Here is a 1,840-nt window from a genome sequence, read left to right on the forward strand (position 1 = left end):
TTTATCTGATTGTGGAGAAATAGATGCCAAACCAATCAGAAGATAAGTAATCCCTAACGAGCCACCAAAAAATACTAAAAGTTTTTCAGCAATATTTTTTCTGGTCTTCTCCTGTTCAATTTTTACCCATTTATATATGTGTTTTTTATTCTCAGGGCTTAAGTTTTTATCAGAGATATAATTCTGAATATAGCTGTCAACATCTAGTGTTTCTAGATTTTTTGTTTCTAGATTCTCTGGTATTCCTAGATAGAAAACATTATCTTGATTTTCATTTTATTCTGAATTAAATTGTTGGTTAGTTTTCATGAATAAATGAGGTTGGTAATTGCTAAAATTGACAATTTTTACCCGTCCCCAATATCACTATTAAGCAACTAACTACTAAGCTATTATCTGAAAACTACCTCTTTTACTGATTTATCAGAGTTCATAATTAGCACCGTAGAACCTTGCTTTATTTCCTTCTGAAAATACGCTTCAGTTGCAATAGCTTTCCGAAGTGCCTCATTTTGAGTAATACCTTGATTAGTAGCAAGAAATTCTAACATTTCAGCTACGTCTGTCGGTAAAGTTACAGACATACGCTTTGTAGGGGGACGAGATGCTTGAGCTGAGTTCTGTTTTGCCATTAATTAATTGCCCTTCTTTTACTGTTTTAAGTACATTGGGATGGTTTGTCTAATATTAGATTTGATGCTCCTCCAGGTATTCCCTTAACGTTTTTTTGATTTGATCTCCTCCAGGTTATCCGGTTCATAAACTGGGGTAGTTCTTCCAAAAAAATAGTTATAGAGATTTACCTTCAAGGGAGTTAACGCGATCTAATGGATAGAGAACCAATCAATGTGTTTAGCCAGCAAGAAAATTGGACTTCTCTATATAGGCTTAAATACAATATACACTAATTTTTTGTTTTTGTGGTGTTTTTTTTACACCAAAATGGTCTACTACAAAGAAAAAAAATTTTCTATAATTGAAATTCCTTTTAAGATTACTATTGTAGAGTCAACCAAGTATATTTAGGACTTACGCAAAGACACTATATAGAACCCCTAACCGTATCTTTGACATTGATTTTCCTTTCTACAACCGGAGCGATCGCGTTTCATGTGCGTCGTAAAGGGGAGCGGAGTCCTATCGCCCTTGAAACCATAATTTATTAGTTGAATAAAAAATCAAGCGCATGGGCAAGCAACTCCTTATACTTTTATGATAACACAAAAATTGTGAAGATACAACCAGAAATCCTCTGAGATTTTTAGGAGCTTAAGAAAATGAAAATGTTTGCGGTCTTCCACTAAGCAGAGGAGGTATAGATGGAAAGATTGAATGATGGGAGTAAGGGAGTATTTTTCAATCTTTTCTACTAAATTCGCGATTGCCCTCTACACTATTTTTGGTTGAATAAAAAATCATGCACATGGGCAAACAACCCCTTATAATTAAATTGTATCATCATTTTTTTGAAAATGCAACGACAAAACCTTCAAATATTTTTATGAGCTTCACAGAATGCAAATGCAAAAGTTAGTGCTACCTGAGATAACGATCTAACCAAATAATAAAAAATAAAATCAATTACCCCACAGAAATCATCTTTTTTAAGAGAAAGAATTAAATCTTGTACTGACATTCCCTGTCCTTAAAGCAGATAAGGAGTTACTTCACATATAATTGCCAAATTATCTAACTGACAAAACCATTTTAGCCCTCCTTTAATAACTTGATTTTCATACCCTTCCACATCTATTTTTAATAAGCTAGGTGAAAGATACTGTGGCCGATCAAAGAATATGGCATCAAGAGTTGAAACTTCTACTTTGTCTGCTGTTTGAGA

General features: G+C 33.4%; 2 protein-coding genes. Both read right to left on the minus strand.

Going from position 1 to position 1,840, the window contains the following annotated elements; translation table 11 throughout:
• Positions 1-392: 392 nt before the first annotated feature.
• Positions 393-632 carry a CopG family transcriptional regulator gene (locus F6K13_RS31345; protein WP_124142777.1) on the minus strand — a complete coding sequence of 80 codons (240 nt, stop codon included), beginning with the start codon at positions 630-632 and terminating at the stop codon, positions 393-395.
• A gap of 1,013 nt (positions 633-1,645) precedes the next feature.
• The coding region (locus F6K13_RS31350; RefSeq protein WP_287289607.1) for an FkbM family methyltransferase at positions 1,646-1,840 on the minus strand (195 nt) is incomplete at its 5' end.

It is taken from the genome of Okeania sp. SIO2B9, from assembly GCF_010672505.1.
Taxonomy (GTDB): domain Bacteria; phylum Cyanobacteriota; class Cyanobacteriia; order Cyanobacteriales; family Microcoleaceae; genus Okeania; species Okeania hirsuta.

Excerpts from the sequence above, each read along its gene's own strand:
- F6K13_RS31345 (WP_124142777.1), bottom strand. The coding sequence starts at position 632 with ATGGCAAAACAGAACTCAGCTCAAGCATCTCGTCCCCCTACAAAGCGT.